At 57.0% G+C, this 22,974-nt stretch carries 24 protein-coding genes and 1 tRNA gene; 23 read left to right on the forward strand and 2 right to left on the reverse strand.

What is annotated here, in order from left to right:
• The first annotated feature begins 37 nt into the window (after positions 1 to 37).
• From hisG to VL688_09070, 23 genes are all read left to right on the forward strand, one after another.
• Entirely contained in the window at positions 38 to 910 is an 873-nt protein-coding gene (hisG, locus tag VL688_08960) for an ATP phosphoribosyltransferase (GenBank protein ID HTL48169.1), read from the forward strand.
• Between the two features lie 224 nt (positions 911 to 1,134).
• Positions 1,135 to 2,010 (forward strand): 4-(cytidine 5'-diphospho)-2-C-methyl-D-erythritol kinase, encoded by an 876-nt coding sequence (gene ispE, locus VL688_08965; GenBank protein HTL48170.1) that lies wholly within the window; start codon positions 1,135 to 1,137, stop codon positions 2,008 to 2,010.
• 27 nt (positions 2,011 to 2,037) lie between these two features.
• Positions 2,038 to 2,358 (forward strand): SpoVG family protein, encoded by a 321-nt coding sequence (locus tag VL688_08970; protein ID HTL48171.1) that lies wholly within the window; start codon positions 2,038 to 2,040, stop codon positions 2,356 to 2,358.
• 102 nt (positions 2,359 to 2,460) lie between these two features.
• Positions 2,461 to 2,531 (forward strand) — tRNA-Gln (locus VL688_08975).
• A 125-nt stretch (positions 2,532 to 2,656) separates the two neighbouring features.
• A complete protein-coding gene (clpX, locus tag VL688_08980; GenBank protein HTL48172.1) occupies positions 2,657 to 3,913 on the forward strand; it encodes an ATP-dependent Clp protease ATP-binding subunit ClpX in 1,257 nt (418 codons plus the stop codon).
• Positions 3,914 to 3,939: 26 nt separating this feature from the next.
• The gene (locus VL688_08985) at positions 3,940 to 4,836 is read left to right on the forward strand and encodes a sugar ABC transporter permease (GenBank protein HTL48173.1); all 897 of its coding nucleotides are present in this window, start codon (positions 3,940 to 3,942) and stop codon (positions 4,834 to 4,836) included.
• Positions 4,837 to 4,846: 10 nt separating this feature from the next.
• Positions 4,847 to 5,791, forward strand: coding sequence for a carbohydrate ABC transporter permease (locus VL688_08990; protein HTL48174.1), 945 nt, complete (start codon positions 4,847 to 4,849; stop codon positions 5,789 to 5,791).
• Positions 5,788 to 7,050 carry an NTP transferase domain-containing protein gene (locus VL688_08995; GenBank protein ID HTL48175.1) on the forward strand — a complete coding sequence of 421 codons (1,263 nt, stop codon included), beginning with the start codon at positions 5,788 to 5,790 and terminating at the stop codon, positions 7,048 to 7,050. Before VL688_08990 ends, VL688_08995 begins: the two co-directional genes overlap by 4 nt.
• A 29-nt stretch (positions 7,051 to 7,079) precedes the next feature.
• Positions 7,080 to 8,069, forward strand: coding sequence for a ribose-phosphate pyrophosphokinase (locus VL688_09000; GenBank protein HTL48176.1), 990 nt, complete (start codon positions 7,080 to 7,082; stop codon positions 8,067 to 8,069).
• Between the two features lie 50 nt (positions 8,070 to 8,119).
• Entirely contained in the window at positions 8,120 to 8,845 is a 726-nt protein-coding gene (locus VL688_09005; protein HTL48177.1) for a 50S ribosomal protein L25/general stress protein Ctc, read from the forward strand.
• Between the two features lie 72 nt (positions 8,846 to 8,917).
• A complete protein-coding gene (gene pth / locus VL688_09010; protein HTL48178.1) occupies positions 8,918 to 9,505 on the forward strand; it encodes an aminoacyl-tRNA hydrolase in 588 nt (195 codons plus the stop codon).
• A 96-nt stretch (positions 9,506 to 9,601) separates the two neighbouring features.
• Positions 9,602 to 9,994, forward strand: coding sequence for a 30S ribosomal protein S6 (gene rpsF / locus VL688_09015; GenBank protein HTL48179.1), 393 nt, complete (start codon positions 9,602 to 9,604; stop codon positions 9,992 to 9,994).
• Positions 9,995 to 10,005: 11 nt separating this feature from the next.
• Positions 10,006 to 10,476: a single-stranded DNA-binding protein gene (locus VL688_09020; GenBank protein HTL48180.1), complete on the forward strand. Its 471-nt coding sequence runs from the start codon at positions 10,006 to 10,008 to the stop codon at positions 10,474 to 10,476.
• Positions 10,477 to 10,542: 66 nt separating this feature from the next.
• Positions 10,543 to 10,881 carry a 30S ribosomal protein S18 gene (gene rpsR / locus VL688_09025; GenBank protein ID HTL48181.1) on the forward strand — a complete coding sequence of 113 codons (339 nt, stop codon included), beginning with the start codon at positions 10,543 to 10,545 and terminating at the stop codon, positions 10,879 to 10,881.
• A 21-nt stretch (positions 10,882 to 10,902) separates the two neighbouring features.
• Complete coding sequence (rplI, locus tag VL688_09030; GenBank protein ID HTL48182.1) at positions 10,903 to 11,349, forward strand: 50S ribosomal protein L9; 447 nt, start codon at positions 10,903 to 10,905, stop codon at positions 11,347 to 11,349.
• Between the two features lie 20 nt (positions 11,350 to 11,369).
• Positions 11,370 to 12,737 carry a replicative DNA helicase gene (dnaB, locus tag VL688_09035; GenBank protein ID HTL48183.1) on the forward strand — a complete coding sequence of 456 codons (1,368 nt, stop codon included), beginning with the start codon at positions 11,370 to 11,372 and terminating at the stop codon, positions 12,735 to 12,737.
• Positions 12,734 to 15,193 (forward strand): outer membrane protein assembly factor BamA, encoded by a 2,460-nt coding sequence (bamA, locus tag VL688_09040; GenBank protein ID HTL48184.1) that lies wholly within the window; start codon positions 12,734 to 12,736, stop codon positions 15,191 to 15,193. Before dnaB ends, bamA begins: the two co-directional genes overlap by 4 nt.
• Before the next feature lie 24 nt (positions 15,194 to 15,217).
• Positions 15,218 to 15,736: an OmpH family outer membrane protein gene (locus VL688_09045; GenBank protein ID HTL48185.1), complete on the forward strand. Its 519-nt coding sequence runs from the start codon at positions 15,218 to 15,220 to the stop codon at positions 15,734 to 15,736.
• A gap of 24 nt (positions 15,737 to 15,760) precedes the next feature.
• Entirely contained in the window at positions 15,761 to 17,098 is a 1,338-nt protein-coding gene (gene lpxC, locus VL688_09050) for a UDP-3-O-acyl-N-acetylglucosamine deacetylase (protein ID HTL48186.1), read from the forward strand.
• Entirely contained in the window at positions 17,059 to 17,865 is an 807-nt protein-coding gene (gene lpxA, locus VL688_09055; protein ID HTL48187.1) for an acyl-ACP--UDP-N-acetylglucosamine O-acyltransferase, read from the forward strand. Before lpxC ends, lpxA begins: the two co-directional genes overlap by 40 nt.
• Positions 17,866 to 17,906: 41 nt before the next feature.
• Positions 17,907 to 18,725 (forward strand): UDP-2,3-diacylglucosamine diphosphatase LpxI, encoded by an 819-nt coding sequence (lpxI, locus tag VL688_09060; protein ID HTL48188.1) that lies wholly within the window; start codon positions 17,907 to 17,909, stop codon positions 18,723 to 18,725.
• Positions 18,722 to 20,335: a nif-specific transcriptional activator NifA gene (gene nifA, locus VL688_09065; protein ID HTL48189.1), complete on the forward strand. Its 1,614-nt coding sequence runs from the start codon at positions 18,722 to 18,724 to the stop codon at positions 20,333 to 20,335. The genes lpxI and nifA overlap by 4 nt, the downstream gene beginning before the upstream one ends.
• A 77-nt stretch (positions 20,336 to 20,412) precedes the next feature.
• A complete protein-coding gene (locus tag VL688_09070; GenBank protein HTL48190.1) occupies positions 20,413 to 20,784 on the forward strand; it encodes an exosortase system-associated protein, TIGR04073 family in 372 nt (123 codons plus the stop codon).
• On the opposite strand, the gene lpxB is transcribed toward VL688_09070, so the two are convergent.
• Both lpxB and VL688_09080 read right to left on the reverse strand, forming a co-directional pair.
• Positions 20,781 to 21,950 (reverse strand): lipid-A-disaccharide synthase, encoded by a 1,170-nt coding sequence (gene lpxB, locus VL688_09075; protein HTL48191.1) that lies wholly within the window; start codon positions 21,948 to 21,950, stop codon positions 20,781 to 20,783. The genes VL688_09070 and lpxB overlap by 4 nt on opposite strands.
• A 12-nt stretch (positions 21,951 to 21,962) precedes the next feature.
• Positions 21,963 to 22,904: a Gfo/Idh/MocA family oxidoreductase gene (locus VL688_09080; protein HTL48192.1), complete on the reverse strand. Its 942-nt coding sequence runs from the start codon at positions 22,902 to 22,904 to the stop codon at positions 21,963 to 21,965.
• Positions 22,905 to 22,974 lie beyond the last annotated feature (70 nt).

Genomic DNA, 22,974 nt, shown 5'->3' on the forward strand with positions numbered 1-22,974 from the left:
GACACCCCCCAGCCAAACCGTTAGAATCCCCCTTCCTATGAATAAACTCAAAATCGCTTTGCCCAAAGGAAGCCTCGAAGAGGCCACTTACCGCCTGTTCACTAAGGCCGGTTTCAAGGTCTCCGTGGGCTCCCGCTCCTATTTCCCCTCCGTCAATGATCCGGAACTGGAAGTCATCCTTTTCCGCCCGCAGGAGATGCCGCGTTATATCGAAGACGGCGTCGTCGATTGCGGCCTCACGGGCCATGACTGGATCTGCGAGAACAAGGCCAAAGTGACCGAGCTTTGCGAGCTGCAGTACTCGAAGCGCACGAAGAACCCCGTCCGTTGGGTGCTTTGCGTGCACAACGATTCTCCCTTCAAGAAGGTGCAGGACCTTGAAGGAAAGAAGATCGCCACCGAGCTGGTGGAAGTCACGAAGGAGTACCTGAAAAAGAACAAGGTCAACGCCGAAGTGGAATTTTCCTGGGGCGCCACGGAAGTGAAGCCGCCGCGCCTTGCCGACGCCATCGTCGAAGCCACGGAAACCGGCTCGAGCCTGCGCGCCAATAATCTCCGCATCATCGAGACGCTTTTGACCTCGGTGCCCAAGTTTATCGCCAATAAAGACAGCTATAAGGACGAATGGAAAAAGCGCAAGATGGACAACATCGTGCTGCTGCTCGAAGGCGCGATCCGCGCTGAGGACAAAGTCGGCCTCAAGATGAACGTGGAAAAGAAAAATCTGCCGGCCGTCCTGAAAATCCTTCCCGCGCTGAAAAATCCGACCGTGTCTTCGCTTTCCAGCGAAGGCTGGTACGACGTGGATACGATCATCGACGAATCGGTCGTGCGCGAGCTCATTCCCGAACTCAAGAAGAACGGCGCGTCCGGAATTATCGAATACCCGCTGAACAAAGTCATTCCGTAAGATCAACCCAACAAGAAGGAGAAAAGCTTCGATGCCTTGGGCTCATAAACAGCGCAAAAAGAAAATGAACAAGCACAAGCGCAAAAAAAAGCTCCGGAAACACCGCCACAAGAAGAAGTCCTGGTCCTAAGCCGCGGTTTTTCCGCTCTTTCGTACTGAAGAGACGTCCTCTCTTCGGGAATCCTCTTCCCGGCCCTCCTCCGGAGGGCCGGGTTTTCTCTTCCATGAACACTCTAACCGTTTCAAGTCCGGCCAAGCTCAATCTCCATTTGCGCGTCACGCGCAAGCGGCCCGACGGCTATCACGAGCTCGTCACGCTTTTCCACCGCATTTCGCTGAAAGACACGATCACGCTCAAAAAAATCCCGCGAGGCATTGTTCTGACCTGCGATTATCCGGGGCTTCCCACGGACGAACGCAACATCGTGGTCCGCGCCTACGGCTTGCTGCAAGCGCGATTTCCCAGGCTGGGCGGGGTGCGTGTCCGGCTGCAAAAAAAGATCCCGGTCGGCGCCGGCCTTGGCGGGGGATCGAGCAATGCCGCCTTTTTTCTCCTGGGGATGAACCGGCTTTACCGGCTGGGGCTTTCCCGGAAGGCCCTGGTAGCCATGGGGAAGAAGCTGGGAGCAGATGTTCCGTTCTTTCTTTATGAGACGAATCAGGCACTCGCGGTGGGACGCGGCGACAGAATCTATCCCCGGCCCGCAAGGTGCCGCCAAGGTTTTCTCTTACTCCTTTCAGAGAAATCACTTAGCACAAAAGATGTCTTCCGGTCAAGACACCTCAAGCCCGGGGCGGTTTCCTTGACAAAAGCAACCGGCGAGGTTAGAATGCTCTGCCATTTTTCCGGCCTGCAAAAGTATCAGGAAATAGCGGCGTTGATCCGTAATGATTTGGAACCGCCTGCTTTTTCTTTAAGGCCCTCGATTTCAAAGCAGATACAAAAACTGACAAGGGCGGGGTATCCCTTGGTCAGGATGTCCGGAAGCGGGCCAACGGTCTTTATCATGTTTTCTCATGAGCAAGAGATCAAGCGTCATCGGACGCTTGTGCGCCAGCTTTTTCCCGCCGTGCGGCTGGAAAAAGTGTTCACGTTCTAAACCCCGAGAGGGTGAGCGAGGTGCTGCATGAAGATCACAGAGGTCCGGGTTTTCCCCCGGAAAGATGGCGACAAGAAACTCAAGGCATTCGTTACGATTACCTTGGATGAGTGTTTCGTCATCCGCGATCTGAAGGTGATCGAAGGCAGCAAAGGCCTGTTCGTGGCCATGCCCTCGCGGAAAGTTGAAAAGCGGGGCGATGGCGAGCTGGGTGATTTCGGCAGGGTGGATCATCGGGATATTGCCCATCCCATTACGTCGGAGTGCCGGGAATATATCCAGAAAAGCGTGCTCGACGCCTATTATTCTCTTCAAGGCACCTCGGAAGAGGCGGCCGCGCGGAGATAAGAGCCGGGATTGCCAGCGGATTTGTGATCCGGCCCAATAAGGCTCTCGCGGAGAAACCGGTTTTTTTTCTGTTGGAACTCGGGCCAAGATAAAAAAGTCGATTGCCCGGTGGTGAAATGGTATCACACTGCCCTTTGGAGGCATGATTCCTGGTTCGAGTCCAGGCCGGGCAGTGTTTGAGAGTGCGCAAGGTTCCATAGGACTTGTGACGCAGTAAATAAGCAGAGCACAGGGACAGGCTGGACGGGCGCCGTTCTTGATTGACCTGAATGGAATTTAAACGGAGTTGTGAATACTTATGACCAACATTTCAGAGCGGTGTTCCTTTTGCGGGCGTGACAAGCGTAAGGATGTGCGGAAAATTTTTTCCGGACCCGGCGTTTACATTTGCGACATCTGCATCAAGATTTGTAATGACATCCTCCTCAAGGACCAGGCCCGCACCGTCAAGCCTTACGAGGGCATCGCCCGCCTCGCGGTTTCCAAGCCCCGCGAGATCAAGGCCAAGCTGGATGAGCACATCATCGGCCAGGAAAAGGCCAAGAAGCAGATATCCGTCAGCGTTCACAATCACTATAAGCGTATCAAGAGCGCGGCGCAGTCCGAAGACAACATTGAGCTGGAAAAGAGCAACATCCTGCTCATCGGGCCCACGGGCTCCGGCAAAACGCTTTTCGCGCGCACGCTCGCGAAGCTGCTCGACGTGCCTCTGGCCATCGCGGACGCGACCACGCTGACCGAAGCCGGCTACGTCGGCGAAGACGTGGAAAACGTCCTGCTTCGTCTTTTGCAGGCCGCGAACTTTGACGTGAAGCGCGCTGAGCTCGGTATCGTCTACATCGACGAAATCGACAAGATCGCCCGCACCTCCGAAAACGTCTCCATCACGCGCGACGTTTCCGGTGAAGGCGTGCAGCAGGCGCTGCTCAAAATTCTGGAAGGGACCATTGCCAACGTGCCTCCGCAGGGCGGCCGCAAGCATCCCCAGCAGGAATACATCCAGATCAACACGCGCAACATCCTGTTCATCTGCGGCGGGACCTTCGCGCACCTGGATCAGCTCATCAGCAAACGTGTTTCCAAGAAATCGCTGGGCTTCGGCGCGCACCGCAATGCGGCCGAGAAGGAAATGAGCCTGGGAGAATTGCTCGATCTCGTCGAGACCGAAGACCTGTTGAAGTTCGGGTTTATTCCCGAGTTCATCGGCCGCTTTGCCGTGCTTTCGACCCTTCATGGATTGAATGAAGGCGACCTCGTGCGCGTCTTAACGGAACCCAAGAACGCGCTCGTCAAACAGTACGAGAAGCTTTTCAAGATGGAAAACGTGGACCTGAAGTTCACGCCGGATGCGCTGGAAGAAGTGGCCAAGAAGGCCCTCCGCAAGGGCACCGGCGCGCGGGCGCTGCGTTCCATTCTCGAGACGGTCATGATGGACGTCATGTACGACATCCCGTCGGAATCGGGGATCACCGAGTGCCTGATCAACCGCAGGGTGATTGAGGGAAAAGAAAAGCCTTCCCTGATCCGTCCCGACGAATGGGCGCGTTCCGCCTGAGCATCTATAAGGAAGCGCCCATGAAAATGAAAAATTCAACAAAAGAAGCGTTGGCGGCATATGGCTTTTTGATGCCGAATCTGCTGGGTTTTCTGATCTTCACCTCGATCCCGGTCGGCGCCTCGCTTTTCCTCAGCTTCGTGAAGTGGGACCTGCTTTCGCCGCCGCGTTTTGTCGGCCTCACAAACTTCGTCGAGCTTTTTCAGGACCCTTTTTTCTGGAAATACTGCTGGAACACGGTGTACCTCATGGCCGCGATTCCGCTGGGCATGGCGGGCTCGCTGATCCTCGCGCTGGGCATGAACCAGAAGCTGAAAGGGATCGTCGTTTTCCGGACGGTCTACTTTCTGCCGACGCTTTGCGCGGGTGTCGCCATCTACATGCTGTGGCGGCTGATCTACAATCCCGAGTTCGGCGTGCTCAATTCGATCATCGCCAAAACCGGGCAGATCCTCGGCGTGCCGCTGAAAGGCCCGTATTGGCTGACCGACGAGGCGTGGGCGAAACCCGCGCTCATCATCATGAGCGTCTGGCAGACGGTGGGCGGCTACAACATGATCCTGTATCTCGCCGCCTTGCAGGGCGTGCCGCGCGATCTTTACGACGCGGCGGAAGTGGACGGCGCGAACTCGTGGCAGAAATTCTGGGCCGTGACCTGGCCGCAGATTTCCCCGACCACGTTTTTCATCGCGATCATGAGCGTGATCGGCGGGTTCCAGGCGGGTTTTGATCCGGCTTACATCATGACGGGCGGCGGCCCGAACGGGTCGACGACCACGATCATTTATTACATTTACAACAATGCCTTCGAGTGGCACAAGATGGGCGAGGCGGCGGCGATCGCGTGGGTGCTTTTCGTGATCGTATTTCTTTTCACGCTGATGCAGTGGCGCTTTTTCGGGAAACAAGTCTACTACAGTTAAAAGGACGGACATGAATTCCGCATTCCATACAACAGGCGGCGCTTTGAAAGACGCCCAGACCGTTCTCGCGGTCGAGCAGCTGACCCGGGAGTCGGCCAAGAAGAACAAGCAGGGGAAAAAAATCCGCCAGTTCTGGGAGAAGGCGGGCCTGTATTTTCTTCTCTGCCTGGGCGCGCTGACCATGGTCGGGCCGTTCATGTGGATGATCACGACTTCGCTCAAGGAACCGAGCCAGGTATTTTCGTTTTCGAAGAATTGGTGGGAAGAGTGGATCCCCACGGCGTTTGTCTGGCGGAATTATTTGGAGCCGTGGAAAGTGGTGCCGTTCGCGCGCTTTTATCTCAATTCGATTTTCGTGGCCATCATGGTTACGCTCGCGCAAGTCGCGACGAGCGCGCTTGCGGCGTACCCGTTCGCGCGCCTGACGTTCCCGGGCCGCGACAAAATTTTCTTCGGCTACCTGGCCACGATGATGGTCCCGGGCGCGGTGACGATGATTCCCGTTTTCATTCTGCTGCGTTACCTGGGATGGATCGACAGCTACAAGGCGCTCATCCTTCCGGCCGCGTTCACGGCCTACGGCACGTTCATGCTGCGGCAGTTTTTCCTGACGCTGCCTAAAGATCTCGAAGATGCGGCCAAGATCGACGGCTGTAATTATCTCGGCATTTTTTGGCGGATCATTCTTCCGCTGTCGAAGCCGGCGCTGGCCACGCTGACGACATTCACGTTCATGGGAACGTGGATGAACTTCATGTGGCCGCTGATTGTTTTGAACACGCACGAGAAATTTACGCTGCCCGTGGGCCTCGCGTACTTCCAGAGTTTGCACCATACGGACTGGACGCTTTTGATGGCTGCGTCCATGCTGATGATCATTCCCATCCTGCTCGTTTTCATTTTCAACCAGCGGTTCTTCGTCGAAGGCATCAAGCTGACGGGTATCAAGGGATGAGCGCGATGCAGGCCGTGGTCCTTGCCGCCGGCAAGGGAACGCGCATGCGTTCGGAAAAGCCCAAGGTACTCCACGAAGTCCTGGGCCGTACCCTGCTGGATTGCGTGCTCGACACGCTTTCGCAGGCGGGCGTGCGGAAGCCGGTGCTGGTGGTAGGCGCGGGCGCGGATCAAGTGAAGCGTCATACGGCCGGGCGTGTCACGCCGGTCCTGCAGTCAGTGCAGCGCGGCACGGGTCATGCGGTCATGATGACGCGCAAGGCGCTCGCGGGTTTCAAGGGCGACATCCTGATCTGGCCGGGCGACATGCCGCTCGTGAAACTGGAAACGCTGAAAAGTTTCATCCGCGCGCACCGCGAAAACAAATGCGATGTGAGCGTTCTTTCGTCGGTCCGCGAAGACCCGAAAAGCTACGGCCGGATCCTCCGGGCAAACGGCGCTTTTTGCGGCATTCGCGAAGAACTCGACGCGGCCGAGCACGAGAAAAACATCAAGGAAGTAAACACCGGCGTTTATCTGTTCAAGAGCGACAAGCTTTTTTCGAGCCTCGCCCTGATCAAGCCGGAGAACCAGAAGAACGAGCTGTACCTGACCGACACGATCGAGATCCTCGATGGGCAGGGCGCGAAAGTCGAAGCTTTTCCTTTCGCCGCGGCGGAAGAAGGGCAGGGCGTGAATTCGCGCGTCGACCTGGCCATGGTCATGGAAAAGCTGAATCAGCGCGAAATCGCGGCGCATCAGGCGGCCGGCGTCACATTCGTTTCTCCGGAACAGACTTTTGTCGCGCCCGGTGTGAAGATCGGACCGGACACGACGGTTTATCCGTGGTGCTACATTGAAAAAGGCGTGACGATCGGGAGCGGCTGCGAGATCGGGCCTTTCGCCAAGATCCGCAAGGGCACGGTGCTCGGCAACGGCGTGACGGTCGGTAGTTTCGTGGAAGTGAACCGTTCGAAGCTCGGTAATAAGGTCCAGGCCAAGCATCTGGCCTACCTCGGCGACGCGATCATCGGTGACGAGACCAATATCGGCGCCGGCACGATCACCGCGAATTACGACGGCAGGAACAAGCACGTGACGCGCATCGGCAAGAAAGTGCTCGTCGGTTCGGACACGGTTTTCGTCGCGCCTGTTTCGGTGGATGATTTCGCCAAAACCGGCGCCGGGGCAGTCGTCAGGGGCCGCGTGAAAAAGGGCGAAGTCGTGGTCGGGGTTCCGGCGCGGCCGATCAAATCTCTGAAAGCATCGAAAAGTAAATAAACAGGCATTGACGTTCAAGGGAGAGCAGCATGTTTGGAAATCAGAAAACGATCAAGCACCGCGGTGATCCGACGATGGTCATTCTCGGCGGCCGTTCGAATCCGGATCTTACCAACGAAATCGCGGAAATGCTCGGCAATCAGCCCGGGGACGTGTTGTGCGGGCGTTTTCCCGAAGGTGAAATCCAGATCCAGATCCGCGACAACGTGCGCGGCAAGGACGTCTTCATCCTGCAGTCGACCTGCACGCCGCCAAATGATAACCTGATGGAGCTTTTAATCCTGATCGACGCGGCCAAGCGCGCGTCCGCCAAGCGCGTGACGGCAGTGCTTCCGTTTTTCGGCTATGCGCGCCAGGACCGCAAAGACAGGCCGCGCGTTCCGATCACAGCCAAGCTTGTGGCCAACCTGCTTACGAAGGCCGGAGCGGACAGGATCCTGACGATGGACCTGCACGCGGGCCAGATCCAGGGCTTCTTTGACATCCCGGTCGATCACCTTTACTCGATCAGCGTGCTCAGCGAGTACCTTGAAAAAAAGCAGCTGCAAAATCTCGTGGTGGTTTCGCCCGACATCGGCGGCATCCGCATGGCGCGCGCTTATGCGACCATTCTCAATGCGAAGCTCGCCATCGTGGACAAAAAACGCGAAGATGCGACCAAGACGCACGTCATGAACATCATCGGTTCCGTGGAAGATAAAAACGTCGTGATTACCGACGACCTGGTTTCGACCGGCGGTTCGCTCGTCGAAGCCGCGCGCGCGCTGAAAGAGGCGGGCGCCCTCGACGTTTACGCGGCCGTGGTGCATCCGATCCTCGCGGGCCCCGCGATCGACCGGCTGAAGAAATCCGACATCAAAGAGCTTATCGTGACCAACTCGATCCCACTCGGAGAAGAGAAAAAGATTCCGGTCATCAAACAGCTTTCCGTGGCCGGGCTGCTTGCGGAGGCCATTTTCCGCATCCACAACAACGAATCCGTGAGCTCGCTGTTCTCCAAGGTTGGAGTGGAAGCATAGCCCGGAAGCAATTCTAAATTTAAAAGAGATTTTCCAAGGAGGAAGTGAAAATGAACACGATCGAACTCGAAGCTAAAGTAAGAAAGGCGGACGGCTCCAGAAACGCGCGCCGCCTGCGCCGCTCGGGCCAGCTGCCCGCGGTTCTTTACGGCCACGGCATGACGCCGCTCGCGCTGGAAATAAATTACCGTGCCTTTGCGCAGATCCTTTCCACCAAGGCCGGCGGAAACGCGGTGATCCAGCTCAAGGCCGAAGGCGCGAAGCTGAAGGAATCCACCTGCCTTATCAAGGACCTTCAGCATGATCCCGTCACCGACCTGATCCAGCACGTCGACTTTACCGTGATTTCGCTCACGGAAAAGATCGAAGTCGAAGTCCCCATCATCGTGAAGAACGCGGAAGATTGCGCCGGCGTGAAAGCGGGCGGCATTCTCGACATGATTTACCACGAGATCGAAGTGACCTGCTTGCCGACGCAGATTCCGGAAAGCATCACCGTCGACGTGAAGGTCATGCAGGTGGGCGATTCCATCCATGCCCGCGATCTGAAAGTGCCCGAGGGGGTCAGCATCAACCTCGAGCCGGACGAAGTCGTCATCGCCGTCCACGCCCCGCGCAAGGAAGAAGTTCCGGGCGCCGAAGGCGCGGAAGCTGCGACCCAGCCCGAAGTCATCGAGAAGGGCAAGAAGCCCGAAGAAGGCGAAGCTGCGCCGGCTGCTGCCGCGAAGCCCGCTGCTGCGGCTGCGAAACCCGCTGCGGAGAAGAAGGCAAAATAATTTTTGTCCGGAGGGCGGGGCAAAACCCCGCTCTCCGTTTAGAACCTTCTCCACGGGAGTGGTGTCCGTCCGATGAAACTTATTCTGGGGCTTGGGAATCCGGGAAGGAAATACGCCGGAACCCGGCATAACTACGGCCGCATGCTGGTCGAATATGCGGCAGAAGCGGAATTCCTTCAGTTCCGGCAGGATAAGGAGCTTAAGGCTTTTCTTTGTTCCACGGCTTGGAACGGCGAAGAAATTTTTATGGCCTATCCGGATGTTTACATGAATCACTCCGGGAAAACCGCCGCCGCTCTCGCGAGTCATTTCCGCCTGGATCTTCAGAAGGACCTTTTGGTCGTCGTGGACGATTTGGCCCTGCCTTTCGGAAAACTCCGGCTGAGAGCCAAAGGTTCGGACGGCGGGCATAACGGCCTCAAGTCTATTCACGCGCTGTTGGGAACCCCGGTTTATGCAAGGCTGCGCTGCGGCATCGGCCATCCGAGGGATCTTCCGCTTTCGGAAGAGGACCCTGAGGTGAGCCGCTATGTTCTGGCTCCTTTTCCCTCTCCGGAGAAGAAGGAGCTGCAAGTGCTCATGCGCAAAGGCCTTGAGGCCTGCCGGCTCTGGGCCGGCGGCACTTTCGAAAAGGCTGCAAACGCACTAACCCAAGTCTAGTCAATCGGTTGCGGGTTAAAACTTAGCTTGCCTCGCGGCCGTGCTTATGTTACATTACACCCTCATTTTCAAGAGGATGATCAAGGAGAAAGAAGCATGAAACTGTACGAAGGCATTTTCGTTTTTTCCCCGCAGGTTGGCCCTGACGACCGCAAGACTCAGGAGCAGAGCGTCGAAGCCCTCATTAAAAAATTCGAAGGCAAGATCACCGAACGCCACGACTGGGGAAAGCGTTCTTTGGGGTATCAGATCAAAAAATTCCGCGACGGTTATTTTTGGGTCGTGAACGTCGAGCTTCCCCCCGCGAAACTCGTGGAATTCCGCAAAGCCCTCGAGCTGCATCCCGATCTTGTGAAGTTCATGCTGACCGTGAAAAATCCCAAATTGAGCACGCTGCCTTCCGCGCGGCCTGCTCCCAGCGAATCCGACGCTCCGGGGAGAAACTACGATGCTCCTGCGAGAAGTTACGACGCTCCCGCGAGAAGCTAAAAGAGGACACCATGGCTGCCAGCTTCAACAAAGTCTTATTGATGGGAAATTTGACGCGCGACCCGGAACTCCGCTACGTTCCGTCCGGACAACCGGTCACTACGTTCACCGTGGCCTGCAATAGGACTTACGTTTCGCAGTCGGGAGAAAAAAAGGAAGAAGTAAGCTTCATTCGCTGCGTGGTGTGGGGCAAGACCGCCGAAAACTGCAACGAGTATCTCAAGAAGGGCAGCCCCGTTTTCGTGGAAGGGCGCCTTCAGAGCCGCAGCTGGGAAGCCCAGGACGGCACGAAGAAATCGACGATCGAAGTCCAGGCCCAGAGCGTGCAGTTTCTTTCCCGCGGCGGCAAGAGCCAGGATGGCGCCCCGGATGCCGACGTGGGCGATTTCGAAGGAGCGAGCGCTCCCAAGTCCAAAGGTTCCAAGGGATCGGTTTCGGTTTCGGATTCCGAACTCCAGCCTGACGAAGAAATTCCTTTCTAGGTGCCGGCCTCGATTTCCGGTCCGCAAAACACCGCAAAATTTAAATTTGAATAAGGAGTTTGGGTTATGCCATACGTGAAAAGGGAAGGGCGCAGCAGCGAAGGCGGCGACCGTTTTGAAAGAGGCCCGCGGCCTGGCGGTCGTCCGGGACAGGACGGCAAAGGTCCTCGCGGAAAAGGCCGGGGTTTCCTCCGCAAGAAGCAGAACCGCTTCAACATGGTTTTCGCGCCGAAGCAGGAAGCCGTCGATTACAAGGACACGGAGCGTCTCGGACGCTTTCTGACCGAAAAAGGAAAAATCATCCCGCGCCGCATCACGGGACTCACGGCCAAGCAGCAGCGCGTTCTTGCCCGGGCCATCCGGCGCGCGCGCCACGCGGGACTTCTGCCTTTCCAGGCGGACTAATCAATCTAAAGAGGTGTTGTTATGGAGCTTATTCTCCTTCAGGACGTTGAAAAAGTAGGACGCAAAGGCGAGGTGGTCAGAGTGAAAGAAGGCTTCGGCCGGAATTTCCTCCTGCCCCGCGGCTATGGCTTGGTTGCCAACTCGGCCAATAAAAAATTCGTCGATGATTTGAAGGCGCGTGCCGCGAAAAGGCGCGAGCAGGAAAAAGACGAAGCCGAGGGCGTGGCCCAGAAGCTCAAGAACGTCAAGATCAAGCTCGAGCGGCAGGCAGGCGAGAACGAGAAGCTTTTCGGCTCCGTGACCGCGGACGACATCCGCGAGGCCCTCGAAGAACGCAGCTACAAATTCGATAAGAAACAGATTCAGCTCAAGGACCCGATCCGCACCTTGGGGGCTCACCAGGTTACGGTCGAAGTTTATCCCCAAGTCAAGGCGACCCTTTCGATAGAAGTCGTTGCTAAAGCCTGATCCTTTAAACAAGGAACATCATGGCTCGTGCTGAAACCTTAAATAACCTGATCGAAAAGGTCCCTCCTCAGAATCGCGATGCCGAGATGAGCGTTCTCGGCGCCATGCTGTTCGATGTTACGGCCCAGCTGCAGGCCATGCAGACTCTCCGCAGCGAATACTTCTACGAAGAAGCCCACCGCCGCATTTTTTCCGCCATGAATGCGCTGTTCGACCACAATCAGCCCATCGACCTGATCACGGTTTCCGAACAGCTCAAGAGGCAGGATTCGCTGGAAGCGGCGGGCGGCACGGCTTATCTGACCCAGCTCACGACCATTGTGCCGACGGCCGCGCACATCCAGCAGTATTGCCGCATCGTGAAGGAAAAGGCGCTGACTCGCGGTCTCATCAAGAACGCGACCATGATCGTGGAGAAATGCTTCGATGCGGGCGAAGACTCCAAGAAGCTGCTCGATGATGCCGAGCGGATGATCTTCGAGATCACGCAAAACCAGATCGAAGGAAAGTTCTACCATCTCCGCGAAATCATCCACGACAGCATGGAGCGGATCGACCAGCTCTATCAGCGCAAAGAGCACGTGACCGGTCTCGCTACCGGTTTTTCGGAGTTCGACGTGAAGACCGCCGGGCTTCAGCCGTCCGACCTTATCATCGCCGCGGGCCGTCCCTCCATGGGAAAATCCGCGTGGGTCTCGAACGTCTGCGAGAACGTAGGCGTAAAGCTGAAAAAAGGCGTGGCCTTTTTCTCACTCGAAATGAGCCGGGAACAGCTCGTGCAGCGTCTTCTTTGCTCCTACGCGCGCGTGGACGCCCAGGCCGTCAGAACCGGCTATCTCTCGCACCAGGACTGGCCCAAACTCACGAAGGCCGCAGGCATTTTGTCCGAGTCGCCCATTTTTATCGACGACACACCCGGCCAATCCGTCACGGAAATCCGCGCCAAGGCGCGCCGCATGAAGATGCAGCACGACATCCAGCTCGTCGTAATCGACTACCTTCAGCTGATCCGCGGCGGCGGAAGCGTTGAGAGCCGTCAGCAGGAAATTTCCCAGATTTCAATGTCGCTCAAGGAACTCGCGCGTGAGCTGCGGGTCCCGGTTATCGCGGTTTCCCAATTGTCCCGCGCCGTGGAAAACCGCCAGGGCAACCGGCCCATGCTTTCCGATCTCCGCGAATCAGGCGCGATCGAGCAGGACGCTGATTTAGTAGTTTTCCTTTTTCGAGAAGAGTATTACAATCCTAAACCGGAGAACGAGAACAAAGCCGAGGCCATCATCGCCAAGCAGCGTAACGGACCGATCGGGACCGTGGAAATGGTCTTTCAGAAAAAGTTCACCCGATTTGAAAACATGGAAACCCACAGAACCGAGGAGACCACGTTGTGAGAAAGTTTTGGTTGGTGGCGTTTTTTGTTCTTCTCCCGCTGTCTTGGAACGTAAGATTCGCCGCCGCAGAGGAAACTCCCCCGAAGGCGAGCGAAGACAAGGATCTCGATAACCTCCAGCAGGACCTGGAAACCCTTTCCTCCGAAAAGTCCCAGCCGGGCGCTCCGGCCGAAGAAGCCGCCGCTCCGCAGAACGAAGAAGCCCAGCCGGGCGCGGAGCAGCAGCCCCAGCCCGAACCCAGCAAGCCTCCCAAGGAAGTCGTCGGAGTCGAAGTCCGCGGCAACCAGATCGTCAGCACGAATACCATTCTCGCGAAGATCAAGACCCAGAAGGGCATGAGGCTGACGCAGGACACTATTAATGAAGACGTGAAGCGCCTCTATGCCACCGGCTTTTTCCAGGACATCAAAATGGAAGTCGAAGACGAGGCGAACGGCTATGTCGTCGTGGTCACGGTCTTCGAAAAACCCATCATCCGGCAGATCAATCTCAAAGGATTCACGAGATTCAAGGAAGACAAGCTGCGCAAGACGCTGAAGGTGATCGAAGGGCAGATCCTGGACCGCAAGGCGATCAAGGAAGGCGTCGAGGCCATCCGGAAGCTGTACGGCGACAAGGGATATAAGTTCGTAGACATTGACTCCCAGGTCGACGTCAACGAGAAGACCAAGGAAGCCGCGGTCACGATCGTCATTACCGAGGGCAATAAATTCAAAATCAAGAGCATCGACTTCGAAGGTGTCAACGCGTTCAAGGTCAAGAAGCTGACCAAGCTCATGAAGACCAAACGCAAGAAGCTCTTCAGCTCCGGCATTTTCAAGGAAGAGAACTTCGACAAGGACATCGAGCGCATCGTCTTCTTTTACCAGCAGGAAGGTTATCTCGACGTGAAGGTCCAGCCCGACTTCCAGTACGACGAGAAAGACAAGATGATGGTCATCAAGATTTCCGTCGAAGAAGGTCCGCATTACGTGACCGGCGAGATCAAGCTGCAGGGCAACGAACTTTTCCCGGAATCGGAATTGTGGCAGAAGCTCGAGATGCTGCCGGGCCTTACGTACTCCCAGTATTACCTGTCGAAAGACATCGAGAAGATCCGCGATTATTACCATGATCAGGGCCACATCGACGTCAGGATCGTTCCCGATGTGAAGCTCAACCGCGATTCCGGCAAGGTGGACGTGACCTACAAGATCGAAGAGGGCGACCTCTACTTCGTCGAAAAGGTCATTATCCGCGGCAATACCAAAACGCGCGACATCGTGATCCGCCGCGAGCTGAGGATCCGCCCGGGCGAAAAATTCGACGGCGAAAAAATCCGCAAATCCAAGCAGCGCCTGGAAAACCTCGGTTTCTTCGAGGACGTCACTTACGATACGCAGCCTTCCGGCGAGGCCTCGAACCGCAAGGACTTGATTTTCCGCGTGAAGGAAAAGAGGACGGGCGAGCTGTCGTTCGGCGGCGGCGTGAGTTCTGTCGACCGCTTCGTGGGATTCGCGGAAATTTCCCAGCGCAACTTCGACATCTTCAACTTTCCGCGCTTCACCGGCGACGGGCAGACGCTCGCGCTGCGCGCGCGCGTCGGTTCCATCAGCAAGGACTTCAGCCTGAATTTCGTGGAGCCTTATCTTTTCAACAAACCGATCGCCTGGGGCAATGAGCTTTACGACATCCGCCGCGACGCCGAAAACACGGATTTCGAGGAAGAGCGGCTGGGCGCGGGCACTACGCTGTCGCGTACGTTCAAGGATACGATCACGCTTGGCGGCGGCTACACGCTGGAACGCGTGAAGCTCGATCAGCTGTCCGACGACGCGCCGGCCATCGTGCGCGAATTCGAAGGCAGCAACTGGCTTTCGCGCATCAAGGCCTTCACCAACTACGACACGCGCGATAACGTTTACAATCCGACCAAAGGTTTTCTGGCCACCCTGCAGGGCGACCTGATTGGAAGCTTTCTCGGCGGCGACCAGGATTACTACATCCTCCAGACCAGCCTGACGAAGTATTGGACCTTCTTTAAAAAGCACATCCTGGAATTCAGGACGCGTCTCGGTGCCGCGCAGTCTTTCGGCGATTCGGACAACGTGCCTGTTTTCGACCGGTTCTATGCGGGCGGTCTGGGTACGGTGCGCGGCTATAACTACCGCCGCGTCGGCCCGCTCGAAGCCGGAGACGCGGTCGGCGGCGAGTCGCTTGCCATCGTGAACCTGGAATACACGTTCCCCATCTTGAAGCTCGACTCGTTCCGCGGCGCGATTTTCGTGGATGCCGGCCAAGTGAGCGAAGATGCCTACAAGTTCGATTTCGGTGAAACCGCCATCAGTATCGGACCGGGCATCAAGATCAAAACCCCCGTTGGTCCCGTCGCATTCTACTATGGTTTCCCCATTGCCAACCGCGACACGGAAGACAAAAACGGCCGCTTTGAATTCAGTTTGAGCCGCGGATTCTAAAATAACCCACAGGAGAAGAAAGTCATGAAAGCCGTCAGAATTTATGCAACCGCCATCGTTTTGATATTCACCGCCGCGGCTTTCGCGAAACCCTTGCGCGCCGCCGAGCCGACCTATGTTTACGTCGATGTGGCTGTCCTCTTCGACGAATACCAGAAGACCAAAGACAACGACGAAGTGCTGAAGAATCTCGGACAGAGCAAAGAGCAGGAACGCGACACGCTCGTCAATGAAGTTCGGGCGATCAAGGACGAAATGGTTCTCCTGAATGACGATGCCAAGACCGCCAAGCAGGAAGCGCTCGACGAAAAGATCCGCAAGCTGCAGGATTTCGATCAGTCCGCCAAGCGCGAGCTCGGGGAAAAGCGCAACAAGCTGGTCCGCGAAATCTTCAAGGACATCGACGACACGGTGCAGCGCTTCGGCGAAAGAAAAGGCTATGACATGATCCTGAACGAGCGCGCGCTGCTTTACCGCAATCCGAAGCTCGACGTGACGCAGGAAATCCTGAAAGAACTGAACAAAGGCTACAAGAAAGCGTAACCGGAATTTGTAGCCGGGCAGGCCATGGAAACGATGCAAAAGGAAACCGAAGGGGAAACCAGGACGGAAACGGCGACGGCCGTTTACCAGCGCACACTTCTGCGCCCCGTGTCTTTCCACGGTAAAGGCATCCACACGGGCCAGGAAGTGGAATTCAGCGTGCTTCCGGCGCCGGCGAATTCGGGCATCCTTTTTTGCCGCAAGGATCTGAACCCGAACCTGCGGGTGAAGGCCTCGGTGGAAAATGTCCGCAGTGACGAGCTGCGCCAGACCGCGCTTGTCATCGGCAACGGCGTCGTACGCACCATCGAGCATCTCATGGCCACGTTTCACGGGCTCGGGATCGATAACGCCATCGTGGAAGTGAGCGGTGACGAGATTCCGGCCATGGACGGAAGCGCGCGCGAATTTGCCAACGCATTTTTGGAGATCGGTTTCGAAGAGCAGTCCGCCCCGCGGCGCTGGGTCGAGGCGAAAAACCCGGTTTTCGTGGACCTGGGAGACCAGAGCATCATCCTGCTGCCGGGCAAAGGCCTGACCCTTTCGTATACCCTCAGCTACCGGCACGAGGACCTGCAGGACCAGTTTTTGACCCTGCCGATCGTGCCCGAGGTTTTCGAAAGGGAGCTGGCACCGGCCCGGACGTTCTGCCTCAAGCAGGAAGCGCAATACCTTTTGTCCCAAGGCTTTGGGAAAGGTGCCAGCGTGGAAAATACCCTGATTTTCGAGCGCAACCGCCCCATGGGCAATACATTGCGCTTTGAAAATGAGGCCTGCCGGCATAAAATGATGGATTTATTGGGGGACCTCTTCCTGGCCTGCGGTTTTGTGCGCGGCCACGTGATCGCCACGCGAAGCGGCCACACCCTTAATCTGAAACTGGTGAGAGAACTGCTCATGGGAAATCAGCCGTCTAGGGCCGAATGGCCTTCGGTCCTTTCCGTCGAAGACATCCAAAAAGTCATACCGCACCGGTATCCGTTCTTGTTCGTCGACAAGATCGAGAACTTCAAGCCTGGCGTGAGCGCCACGGGCTTCAAGCAAGTCAGCATGAACGATTATTTCTTCCAGGGGCATTTTCCCGGCCATCCGGTAATGCCCGGGGTCCTGATTATCGAGGCCATGGCCCAGGTGGGCGGCGTCATCATGCTCAGCAAGCCGGAGAACAACGGCAAGATCGCGTATTTCATGAGCATCGATTATGCGAAATTTCGCCAGCCCGTCCATCCGGGAGACGAACTCCGGATGGAAGTTGAGATCGGAAAAATCCGCGCCCGCACCGGTCAATGCACCGGCAGCGCGTTTGTGGGAGATAAACTTGTATGCGAAGCACAAGTGAAGTTCGCAGTCGTCGATCGGTAGTCATCCATCCGACAGCGATCGTCCATCCCGACGCCGACCTCGGCGAAGGGGTCAAGGTCGGCCCTTTTTCACTGATCGCCGGAACCGTGAAGGTCGGCGACCGTTCCGTGATCGGCGCGCGCGTGAGCCTGGAAGGGCACACGACGCTCGGCGCGGACAACGAGATTTTTACCGGGGCCGTGCTCGGAAGCGTGACGCAGGACAAGAAATACGACGGCGGTATCAGCTACCTCAAGATCGGCGACGGCAACAAAATCCGCGAATACGTGACGATCAATCCCGGCACGAAAGACGGCACCAGCACGATCATCGGCAACCAGAACCTGCTCATGGCCTACAGCCATGTCGCACATGACTGCGTGCTCGGCAATCACACCGTGCTCGCCAACCAGGGCACGCTTGCCGGCCACGTGAGCGTCGAAGACGGCGCCATCATCGGCGGCCTCAGCGCCGTGCATCAGTTTGTCCGCATCGGCAAGCTTTCCATCATCGGCGGCTGTTCCAAGGTCGTGCAGGACGTGCCGCCCTTCATGATGGTGGACGGGCATCCGGCCCGCGCTTACGGCATCAATTCCGTGGGCATGGACCGCGCCGGCTATTCCTCGGACGACAAATCGCTTCTCAAGAAGGCGTTCCGCATCGTTTTCAAGTCGCGGCTGACTTTGAAAAACGCCATGGTGAAGCTGGAGCAGGAACTTCCCGCCACGCCTACCCGCGACATCTTGCTGAATTTTCTGAAAGCCTCTGACCGCGGCATCTGCCGCTAGGCGGGTTTTTTTCCGGGCCGCCCATCCCAGGCAAAGGAACCATGAAGACCATCGGAATCATCGCCGGTAACGGACGTTTTCCCATCCTCGTCGCCAACGAAGCACGCAGGTCCGGCCACCGCGTCGTCGTCTGCGCCATCGAAAAAGAAGCCGATCCTGCCCTGGAAAAAATCGCCGATGCCTGCACGTGGACCAAGATCGGACAGCTTTCCAGACTCAAAAAATTTTTCCGCCATGAAGGCGTAAGCGAAGCCGTGATGGCCGGCAAGATCGAAAAGGTGCGCCTCTTCCAGGAAAACGTCAGCCCGGACCTCGACATGGTCGGCGTCCTGATGAAGACGCGAGACTTCAAGGATGACTCGCTTCTCGGCGGCATTGCCGATTATCTCGGAGGCCAGGGGATTACACTCTTGGACTCGACCACCTTTACCAAAGATCTCATGCCCGGCGAAGGGGTGCTGGGAAAGAAAAAGCCCTCCCGTGAAGTCCTCGAAGACATTCAGTTCGGCTTCAAAATGGCCAAATCCATTGCCGGCCTGGACATAGGGCAAACCGTCGTCGTCAAAAAGAAGGCGGTTCTGGCAGTGGAAGCCATTGAAGGCACGGATCTTGCAATAAAACGGGGCGCTGAACTTGGCGCTTACAAAATTGTAGTTGTCAAAGTTGCAAAGCCGTCTCAAGATATGCGTTTTGACGTCCCGGCGGTAGGCCTGAAGACGCTTTCCGAGCTGATTCGGGCCAAGGCCGAGGCTTTTGCCTTTGAGGCCGGCAAGACCTTGTTTCTGGATCTCAAGGAATTCATCCAGCAGGCGGACAAACATAAGATCGCGCTTGTCGGAACTTTGGGAAAACAACCATGACGCAAAAAACAAAAAAAGAAGGAAACGCACCCACGAGTGAAACGCAGGCGCTCAAGCTGACGGCCCTGCATGATGTTTCGCAGGCCGTGACCTCGTCGCTCGACCTCGAGCAGGTCATGGCCAAGATCATGGACATCCTTCACGAGAAAATGGGCATGGAGCGCGGCACCCTCACGCTTCTCGACGCGAAAACGGGCGAGCTGATGATCGAAATGGCGCACGGCCTCGAAAAGCAGCAGATCGAGCGCGGCCGCTACCGCATCGGCGAAGGCATCACGGGAAAAGTGGTGGCCGCCGGCGAACCTATCGTCGTTCCGAACGTGGGGAAGGAGCCGCTGTTCCTCAACCGCACGGGCGCGCGCGATATCGAGCGCAGTAACATCTCTTTCATCTGCGTCCCCATCAAGCTCGACGAAAAAACGATCGGCGCGCTCAGCGTGGACCGCCTGTTCACCGAAGACATTTCGTTCGAGGAGGACGTCCGCTTCCTTGCGATCATCAGCTCGATGATTGCCCAGGCTGTCCGCATCCAGCAGATGGTGGCCAAGGAAAAGGAAACGCTCACCACCGAAAACCTGCGCCTGAAAAGCGAGCTGAAGAAAAAATTCCGTCCTTCGAACATCATCGGCGAATCCAAGCGCATGGCCGACGTTTACGCGTCCATCGACCTGGTGAGCCAGAGCCGCGCGACGGTACTCCTCCGCGGCGAGAGCGGGACCGGAAAAGAGCTGGTGGCGCATGCCGTCCATTACAGCAGCGACCGCGCCGAAGGGCCTTTCGTGAAAGTTTCCTGCGCCGCGCTTCCCGACACGCTGCTCGAGAGCGAACTCTTCGGCTATGAAAAAGGCGCGTTCACCGGCGCCACCAACAGCAAGAAAGGCCGCTTTGAACTGGCCAACGGCGGCACGCTTTTCCTGGACGAGATTGGCGACATTTCCGCGAGCACGCAGATCAAGCTGCTCCGCGTCCTGCAGGAGAGGGAATTCGAAAGGCTCGGCGGCACGCAGACGATCCGCGTGGACATCCGCTTGATCGCGGCCACGAACAAAAATCTCGAAAAGGACGTGCAGGCCGGCAATTTCCGCCAGGATTTGTATTACCGCCTGAACGTCATCCCGATCTTCATGCCTGCCCTGCGCGAGCGCAAGGAAGACATCCCGATGCTGGTGAATCATTTCTTGAAAAAATCCAGCGAAGACAACGGTAAGGGCGTGAAATACATTTCCAATGAGGCTATGGACTATTTGATTCATTATGCATGGCCTGGCAACGTGCGCGAGCTGGAGAACGCGGTCGAGCGGGCGGTCGTGCTTTGCAAGAGCGACACGCTGACTCCGGACCTTTTCCCGATTCCCGGCACGAAGACCAATCCCGTGCTTGTCGGCATGCAGTCGCCCGAACCTTTCAAGGACATCGAAACGCTCGCCAAGGAATCTTCGCTGACGGACGCCGTGACTAACCTGGAAAAGCGGATGATCCAGGACGCCATGCGGCAGAGCAGCAACAACCAGCGGCAGGCCGCGAAGATCCTCGGTATTACCGAGCGCATCCTGGGCTACAAATTGAAAATCTACGGACTGAAATCGGACTCCCAAGAGGAAGAGGAATAGTGTTGCCCCTGATTTCCAGCCTCTTTATTTCGATGTGCGAGTTGCTTTAGGCAAGGGTTTGTGTTAGCTTGCTCGCTATGAAAAGAATCCCCGTCCTTTTCACACTCTTTTTTTTCCTCTGCCCGTTCGTTCATGCCGCGGAACTTGAACCTGCCGGAAGCCCGCTGCGCAAACTTCAGCGCGGTTTTCTGAACATCGCGCTTTCCCCGATCGAAATCGTCCATGAGCTCGACCGTCAAAAGAATGTGGACAGCCTGGTTCCGAGCTGGTTTACGGGGGTGGGAATGGGTAGCGCTTACATGGCGGGGCGGATTGCGGCGGGAGCGTATGAGATGGTGACCTTCCCGGTCCCTCTTCCTTCAGGCTACCAGCCTCTCGTCGAGCCGGAATTCGAGTGGCAGCATCTCGATAACCAGACCGGCTACCAAACTCCGGTAAAGAAACACTAAGCCCGCGAGGGCTGAGGACGGACGTTCTTCCGGCTGTCCATGAATCCTACCACCGCTTCGGCGGCGCGGCGCGAGGCGCCGGAATTTCCCAGCAGCGCGCGCACTTCACGGAACGATTCCCGCATCTTCCCGCACAACTCCGGATTCTGCAGGAAAATTTCGATTTCATGGGCCATGGTTTCCGGATGCATGTCGCCCTGGATGAATTCCGGCACGACAAGCCTTCCGGCCAGCAGGTTCACGAGCCCCAGGTACTTCACGCGGATCAGACGCTTTCCCAGAAAATACGTGGTGGGACTTGCCTTGTACAAAAGAAAGAAGGGCGTTTCCAGCAGCGCGGCTTCGAGCGTGGCCGTGCCGGACGCGATCATGGCGAAATCCATGGCATGCACCAGGTCATGAAAGGAAAGATTTGAACGCGACGTCTTCAGGTTGGGGTATTGCCGCAGCAGCGATTCAAAGGCCTGCGCGTCAATGCCCGGCGGCTCCTTCAGATAAAAAACAACGTCCGGCCTTTTGCGGGCCAGGATCGAAGCGGTAGCGAGCATGGCCGGGAAGATGCGCTGGACTTCTTTGGCGCGGGAGCCGGGAAAAAGCCCGACGGCCGTGCTGCCCTCTTTCAATCCGAGTTTCGCGCGCAAGGCCGCGCGTTCGGCGGACGTTTCCACCTGGTCCAGGAGCGGATGCCCGACGAATTCGCAGGGCACTTTGGCCTTTTCGTAAATTTCGGTTTCGAACGGCAGGATGGAGAGCATCTTCGAGACGTGCCTGCGGATGACATGGATGCGCCGGCCGCCCCAGGCCCAGATCTGCGGCGAGATGTAATAGAGAACCGGAACCTGCCCGGAAATTTTTTTCGCAAGCCGCAGGTTGAACGCGGGGGAGTCGATCACGACCGCGGCGTCGGGCTTCCAGGCGCGGATCGCATCGATGGCCTGATAAAAGATTTTCCGGTATTTGAAATACTGGCGGACTACGTCGCCGAAACCCAGCGCGGAAATCGTGGTCATGTCGAAGAGGAGATCGAGGCCGGCCGCTTGCATCTGCGGGCCGCCGAGACCGCGGAACTCCGCGTCCGGCGCGAGACGCCGGATCTCCCGGATGAGATGGGCCCCGTGATTGTCGCCCGAGGCCTCGCAGGCGACCATGAAAATTTTCAAAGGCATGAAGCGGATCCGCTACCGGGCCAGGCCCGAAACAGCCTGGTCGTTGTTGTTCTTGATCGCGGCCACGATGTCCAGCGCAAGCGCCAGCGCGTCGCGCGCGGCCGTGTCGGGATTGCCGGGGCTTTTACCGGCGAGGATTTCTCTGAGGAAAAACGAAAGCTCTTCTTTCAGGGGCTCGGCTTTTTCGATCTCCACGTTTTCCTGCGTGATCTGCAGGCCCTGCTTGCGGAAAATTTTTCCGGCCTGGGCGCCGTAATCCAGCGAAATGTAGGCATCTTCCTGGAAGATCCGGATCTTGCGCTGTTTTTCCGGCGTGAGGCGCGAGGCCGTGACGTCGGCGACCGCGCCGTTTTTGAATTTGATGCGCGCGTTGGCGATGTCTTCGAAAGGCGTCAGCACGTTGATGCCGACCGCGTCGAAGCTCGCGATTTCACTTTGGACGAGGCTGAGCACGATGTCGAGGTCATGGATCATGAGGTCCAGCACCACGCCGCAGTCGTTGATGCGCGGGTTGAAAGGCCCAAGCCTGTGGATTTCGAAGAAGCGGATATTTTTAGCGATTTCGCCGACGCGTTTCAGTCCGGGATTGTGGCGTTCGATGTGGCCGACCTGCAGCGCGCAGCGGTTGATCCTGGAAAGTTCGATCAGGTCGTCGGCGTCCGCCAGATGCATGGTAATCGGCTTTTCGATCAGGGTATGGACCCCGGCGGCCAGGAATTCACGGGCAATGGCGTAATGAGTGGAGGTGGGCGTCGCGATGCTCACGGCCTCAACTTGGGGGATGACCTTCCGGAAATCCTGGAAAAAGGGGACGCCCAGAGTATCGGCCACGGCTTTTTTGGAAGCATCGGAATCGCAGATCCCGATCAGCTCGGACTCTTTGATTTCTTTATAGAGGCGGGCATGCTCTTTTCCCAGATGTCCGACGCCGACCACGGCGGTTTTGAGCCGCATTTATTCTAAGTCCTTTCAAAACCTAAACTTGGGAGTAAAAATAGCTTGGGTATCCTAGCAAATGCTCTTG

Source organism: Verrucomicrobiia bacterium, from assembly GCA_035495615.1.
In the GTDB taxonomy this organism is placed as follows: domain Bacteria; phylum Omnitrophota; class Omnitrophia; order Omnitrophales; family Aquincolibacteriaceae; genus DATJFP01.